Here is a 6,092-nt window from a genome sequence, read left to right as displayed (position 1 = left end):
GCGACGCTGGGGGGATGCGGGGGCGCGGCGCGTGTGGAGGTGCGGGCGGGCGGTGCGGGGGTACGGGAGATGCAGACAGCGCGAGCGGCCGCGAGGCGCGGAGCGAGGAAGAATCGCGGAGGCGAACGACGGGGTGCGGGGAGGAGTCGTGGAGGCGTGCAGCGGGGGCAGGGCAGAGGGAAGCGTGGGTGAGAGTGAGAAGACAAAGCGGCAGGAGACGGCGAGGACGGCGGGAAGCGTAAAACGACGGATGGCGGGGTCATCCTAGGCGCGGGGAACACCCGCCCTCGCTTCGCGCACAGAGAGCCGAAGGAGGGGTTCCGGGGTTCCGGGGTTCCGGGGTCCCGGGGTCCCGGGGTTCCGGGGTCGGACAAGATTGAGAGGCTTGGAAGCGCAGTGTTTCACGTGAAACAATTGTCGCAATGTAGTGCGATATCAGAACAAATGTTTCACGTGAAACATGTGCAGGAAGGCATCCGCAAACGCCAGAAACGAGGCGGTTCCGCGCGACCCAAGCGCAGTCGGAAGCCTTCCCGCACGTATCCTGCCCATGCACGCACTTCCAGGCAAAACGCGAACCGCGCGCCCGCGCAAGCGGCGCGCCATCCTGACACGAGCCACACCCCAGCCGCAAACGGCATGCCAAAACCACCCCAAGCAACGCGCCCCCGCAACCTGCATGCCACCTCGCGCAAGCCACGCGCCGCCCCAACGCACGCCGCTCCCTAGAGACTGTTTGCCATCCCTGTCACATAACCTTGCCTTCCCCAGCACGAACCGCGCGTAAACCCCATGCGCGGTCGTTCCGGAATCGCACCGTTTCTTTCTGCATCTGCCGAGAAGATTGCCATCCAAGCAAACACCCGATAAGAGACAGAGGGCCAAGAAGCGGGCGTGCGGATGGGCGCAGGGGTGCGACGTAAGTGCACGGACGGGCGTGGGGTACGAAGATGCAGATGCGCGCGGGCAGACAGGCGCGGGGAATGCGGGGGCGCGCGGGTGGACGGACATGCGATCGAAGCAGGCACTGCTCGACATCGTGGAAGGCGAGGTTCGCGAATCTGCCAGCCATTGCGCGCGGGAGCGGGAGGGCCTATGATGAAGCCTCTTGACAGAAAGGATGCCCGCTATGAACCTGCACCCCCTGCGACGCGCCGACCGCGCCGCCTCGCGCGACGAAGCGCTTGAGACGCTTGACGCCGCGCCGTTCGTCGTCGTGTCGACCGCAGACGTGGACGGGATGCCCTACGGCGTGCCACTGTCGTTCGTGCGCCGCGGAAACACGCTGTACTTCCACGCATCGAGCGAAGGGGGTCACAAGACGGACTGCTTTCGCCGCGACCATCGCGTGTGCGCAACAGCCGTCACAGGCGTACAGGCGTTCTTCGAGAACGGCAATTTCTCCACGAGCTACCGCTCGGCGATGGCCTTCGGACGCATCCGCGAGGTGACCGATCCCCTCGAGTTCAAACGCGCGCTCGTGGATCTGTGCATGAAGTATGTCCCCGAGCACAAACGCGATATCGGGCGCGCCATGGAGGCCGAAGGCCCGCACACAGCCGTATGGGCGCTCGACATCGACGCGCTATCGGGCAAGAAGCGATCGCTCCCGGCGAACGGGATGAAAGCAGCGGAGTCGGGAAGCGCGGCGGGCGCGACAAGGCCGGCAGACGCTGCGGGATCGGCGAGCGCGGAAACGGAAGAGAACTGACCGTGCGCATCGCAGGACTGCAAAAGCTCACGCTGCTCGACTTCCCCGGCAAAACGGCGGCCACCGTGTTCACGCCGGGATGCAACTTCCGCTGCCCGTTCTGCCACAACGCCGACCTGGTGACGGGCCCTGCGACGCGCGCGGGTTCGCACGAGGGCGACCTTTCCGCAGCCGACGTGCTCGCGTTTCTGGAAAAGCGCCGGGGGCTGCTCGACGGCGTGTGCCTCACAGGGGGCAAGCCGCTCATCCAACCAGACCTCGCCGACTTCTGCGCACGCGTGCGCGACCTGGGATTTGCCGTGAAGCTCGACACGAATGGCGGCTTTCCCGACCGGCTGCGCGCGCTTGCGGAGGCGAACCTGGTCGATTACGTGGCCATGGACGTGAAGAACGCCCCAGAGCGCTATGCCAAGACCGTCGGTGCGAGCATGCTCGATCTGGCGCCCATCGAAGAGAGCATGGAGGTTCTGCGCGCGGGCTCGGTGCCGTTCGAGTTCCGCACGACGGTGACGCGCGAGCTGCACGCGTCCGACGACCTGCGCGCGCTCGCACGCTGGATAGGGGATGCGTCCGCATGGTTTTTGCAGAACTACCGGGATGCGGAAAGCGTTCTGGGCGGCGCGGGACGCCTTCACCCCTGGAATGTCGACGAGCTGCGCGCGCTCGCCGACGAGCTGCGCGCAAGCGCCCCCGGCATCGCCCTGCGCGGCATGGACTGACGGGGACGCCCCTTCCTCCCGGCACCGCACGGCGACCACCGAACGCGGCGCAAGGACGCAAGCGAGCCTGGGCGCAGAGCGCGGGAGGGACCCGAACGTAGAGCGGGAAAGCGCGAGCGGACGCCCTGATGAGCGCGACGGCGCGCCTGATCAAGCGTCGCCGCCAAGCGAAGCCGCGACACTCGCGCGAGTCCAGCAGAGCATAGACGAAGCCCCCTCCCCGGCCCCCGCTTCGTCGATAGACGATCGCACCGCCATGCCGCCATAACAGCCCGCCCTCCGACGCGTCGCCGAACGGCGCTCAAACTTCGACGCAAGCCCAAACCGGGTGCGCGCAACGCGCCGCCGACCCCGCCGCGCAGCTCTGCGCCTCGCACGGCAGCCGCACCCGCAACAGACCCGCGCCTCGCACGGCAACCGTGCATCACCCGCTGGCCGTTACATGCCCGTCCCGCCCCGCTGCCGAACCGAGCCCTACAGGCGATGCCCGATCAATCGCATTCGATCGATCGTTCAGGCTCGACATCGCGCAGCCCTCGTCCGAGGACGCGCCAGGTCGCAAGCCCGATGGCGAACGACACAGCCGCCGTCCCCAGCACCACCGGCACGAGATCGGCGCGCAGCGCATCGAACAGCCCGCCGTAAACGAGCTGCCCCACCGGCTGCGCGCAGTTCGCAAGCGACATCATGAGCGCGATCACCTTCCCCACCAAATGTCCCGGCGTCTCCATCTGCACGAACGAAACAGCCTGAATGCTGAACATCGTCGCGCACGCCATGGATGCGAACAGGCTCACCACGAGCACGCCGTACGCGACCAGGGGATCCATCGGCACGCCCAACACTGCGGCCACGGGAACAAGCGCCAGCGTCGCCAGCAGCAGAAGCAACGGGGCGCGCTCGATCTTCAGACGCGAGGCCAAAGCGCCCACGGCGATGCCGCCCGCAAGGCCGCCGAGCGCCAGCGCGCCCTCGGCAAAGCCCATGTACTGGTTCGGCAACCCCAGAACCTGCGTGACGATAACAGGCGTGCCAACAAGAATGAGCGCCGTCAACGTAAGGTTGATGCCGGCCGCAAGGAAGATGGCCTTGAGGATGACCGGACGATCACGACGCAGGAACGAGAGGCTTTCCGAGATGTCACCGAGGACCGTGCGGATGACGCCCGCATCGCTGCGCTCCACAGCATCGTGCGGAATGCGCACCGTCGTCACGATGAGCACCGCCGAAAGCGCGAACGCAACGCCCGACACCGCCACGACCGGCCCAATGCCGAACAGGCCGAACACAAGCCCTCCCACAACCGGCCCGACAAGCCCAGACAGCGCGCTGATCTGGCTCACGACGGCCGTGGCCCGCACCACCCCTTGACGTGGCACGAGAAACGGCACAGTCGCCTGAACCGTGGGCTGGTACACGCTCTGCGCCGCGTACAGCACGACAAGCGCGAAGACCGAAAGCCCGACGAGATCGATCGCCCCCTCGAACCCGAGGTACACGACGCACGTCGCAGCCATGATCGCGTCGAGCGCGGCCATGATGCGCTTCTTGTTCACGCGGTCGGCCGCCACCCCGCCGATGGGCGTGAGCACGATGTACGGAAGCCAAGCGGCCGCCGTCACCGCGGCCATGAGCGTCGCCGACTCCGTGAGGTCGAGCACGTACAACGGCAAGGCGAACCGCAGCACCGCGCTGCCGAACAGCGACGCGATCTGCACGATGACGAGTGAGACGAACGATCGGCTGATCAACGATTCCATGAAGTTCTCCTTCCTTTTGCATACCTTCGGTTGGTATGTTTCAACAGCAAAAAAAGAGAGCGGGGAGACGCGGACAGCGCAGGATGCCCGTTGACCTCGAGACGCCAAATGCATTCGCAGCAAAAATGCGCAGACGCAGCGACACCCCGCCCTTTGTGCGGACGCCCAAGTGCAGCGCCACCCCCGCCCTTTGTGCGGACGCTCCATGCGCGGAGCCGTTGGGCGGGGCGCGCCATCGCGGACGTAGCGTTGCGCGCAGTGTGCGGTTCGCTATCGCGAGCGAAGCGCCGGACGGAGCGCACGACGCGTTGTCGCGAACGAGAGGCGAGAAACTGCCCCCCCCCCCCGGAGGGGCTTTGCGGCAAGGCCCTTCCGCAGCCCGCACACGCAGCCCGCACTTCAGTCTGCACTCCAGTCTGCACTCCACCGCCCGAAACCTCCAACTCGGGGCGCGGATCGCCACTCGGAACCCGCAGCTTGCCAGCAAGCGCGGACGGCCCATGCATCCGCGCGCTCCTAAGATGCGGCTTATCAGCGTACAAATGTTTCACGTGAAACACTCCGACCTCAACCTTCGTTTTCGCATGCGCGACGCCCACCGCCGCGCCGCCATCCATCCGTCGGATGCCGCGCGGTGCGAGCCCTCGCATCTCCTGCCGCAGCCCATCGCGCTCCGAGCGCAACGCACATCGAGCCTCGCCCACCGCGCCCACTGCGCCCGCCCAGACGCCTCCCGCACCGCGACGCCGCGCGCCCGCCACACGCCGCCGACCCCATCTTCGCGCCCATCGCGGCTCAGCGCGATTCCCGCCGGGCATCCTCGGCATCGCACTTGCCCGCCATCGCCTCGGATCGTTCGCGAAGCCGCAGCCGATAATCTTCCAACACCTCGCCCAAACCGTTCTCCTCAAGCGAAAGACCAAGCGCTTTCACGAGATCGATGTAGAAATCCACGCGGCGGCGCAGCTGCTCGGACGTGCTCGCCCTGAACATCGGACTGACCCACAGATTCGCCAGCAGCACGATGACCTCGCTGAACTCCTGCGGATGATCGGTGCGGATGCTGCCGTCGCGCACCCCTTGCTCCACGATGGGCTGCACGAAAAACGGCACCGTCTCCTCGAACAGCTCTCGATACCCCATGCCCAAAAGGCGGGCATTCTTCACAGGATCGACGCTGGGAGCCACATTCGCCCACAGGTCCATCTGCGGGCCCATGACGGACGCCTCGAACAGCGCTTGCAGCTTCTCAGCCCCGTTCATGCGGCCATCGTCGCGGATTTGGCGCAACTGGGCGTACAGCCCCGCGTTCTCGCGATCGAGTGCTGCGGAGAGGATGTCCTCCTTCGACTTGAAGTGGTGGTACACGGCGCCTTTCGTGAGGCCGCCCAAACCGTCGATGATGTCCTGGATGCTCGTGTTGTCGTAGCCCTTTTCGAGGAACAACGCGAGCGCCACATCGAGGATGCGCCCCACCGTCTCCTCGGGATGCTTGTTGCGCACCATGCTGCCACCTCCCCTTCCGTCTTCTCGCCGCTCCTGCAGCGTACCGCCCGAACACGTACGGATGTTTCACGTGAAACATCCGGCTTGGAAAACCTTGGCAGATCTCGCCAACCAGCCCAACGCACGTGCGAACGTCTGCGCAATTCGAGCATACATACCAACGGTAGGTATCTTAATCCGTGCAACACCGATTGGCAAGACCCGAACGCGGCAAATCGCACACTGGCTCGCTTCCGCTTGCCTACGGTTCACTCGCTCACGGCACCCATCCGCGCGCGACATCCACGACATCATGGAACGGCAACGCACGAAGCGACCCGGCGCATGCCGACCGCGCAGCGCCACGCGCCAACCACCGGCCCCGCCCGCCCTGTCAGCCCTGCGGCCTCCCGCGCC

The 6,092-nt window shown here is 66.3% G+C and carries 4 protein-coding genes; 2 read left to right on the top strand and 2 right to left on the bottom strand.

Going from position 1 to position 6,092, the window contains the following annotated elements; genetic code table 11:
- Positions 1-1,129 precede the first annotated feature (1,129 nt).
- Both C2L80_RS12815 and C2L80_RS12810 read left to right on the top strand, forming a co-directional pair.
- Entirely contained in the window at positions 1,130-1,711 is a 582-nt protein-coding gene (locus tag C2L80_RS12815; RefSeq protein ID WP_224759242.1) for a pyridoxamine 5'-phosphate oxidase family protein, read from the top strand.
- 2 nt (positions 1,712-1,713) lie between these two features.
- Positions 1,714-2,430 (top strand): anaerobic ribonucleoside-triphosphate reductase activating protein, encoded by a 717-nt coding sequence (locus tag C2L80_RS12810; protein WP_103263333.1) that lies wholly within the window; start codon positions 1,714-1,716, stop codon positions 2,428-2,430.
- 491 nt (positions 2,431-2,921) lie between these two features.
- Here the strand turns inward: C2L80_RS12810 and C2L80_RS12805 are convergent, their stop codons facing one another.
- Positions 2,922-4,190, bottom strand: coding sequence for an MFS transporter (locus C2L80_RS12805; protein WP_087198736.1), 1,269 nt, complete (start codon positions 4,188-4,190; stop codon positions 2,922-2,924).
- Between the two features lie 795 nt (positions 4,191-4,985).
- Positions 4,986-5,696 carry a TetR/AcrR family transcriptional regulator gene (locus tag C2L80_RS12800; protein WP_087198735.1) on the bottom strand — a complete coding sequence of 237 codons (711 nt, stop codon included), beginning with the start codon at positions 5,694-5,696 and terminating at the stop codon, positions 4,986-4,988.
- Between the last annotated feature and the right edge of the window lie 396 nt (positions 5,697-6,092).

The organism is Rubneribacter badeniensis (genome assembly GCF_002899695.1).
In the GTDB taxonomy this organism is placed as follows: Bacteria; Actinomycetota; Coriobacteriia; order Coriobacteriales; family Eggerthellaceae; genus Rubneribacter; species Rubneribacter badeniensis.
Note: the sequence above shows the minus strand (reverse complement) of the source record. Positions and strands in the feature narration are given on the sequence as shown.

Bases quoted from the DNA above. Each gene is read 5' to 3' on its own strand.
- C2L80_RS12815 (WP_224759242.1), top strand. From the start codon at position 1,130: ATGAACCTGCACCCCCTGCGACGCGCCGACCGCGCCGCCTCGCGCGAC.
- C2L80_RS12805 (WP_087198736.1), bottom strand. From the start codon at position 4,190: ATGGAATCGTTGATCAGCCGATCGTTCGTCTCACTCGTCATCGTGCAG.
- C2L80_RS12800 (WP_087198735.1), bottom strand. From the start codon at position 5,696: ATGGTGCGCAACAAGCATCCCGAGGAGACGGTGGGGCGCATCCTCGAT.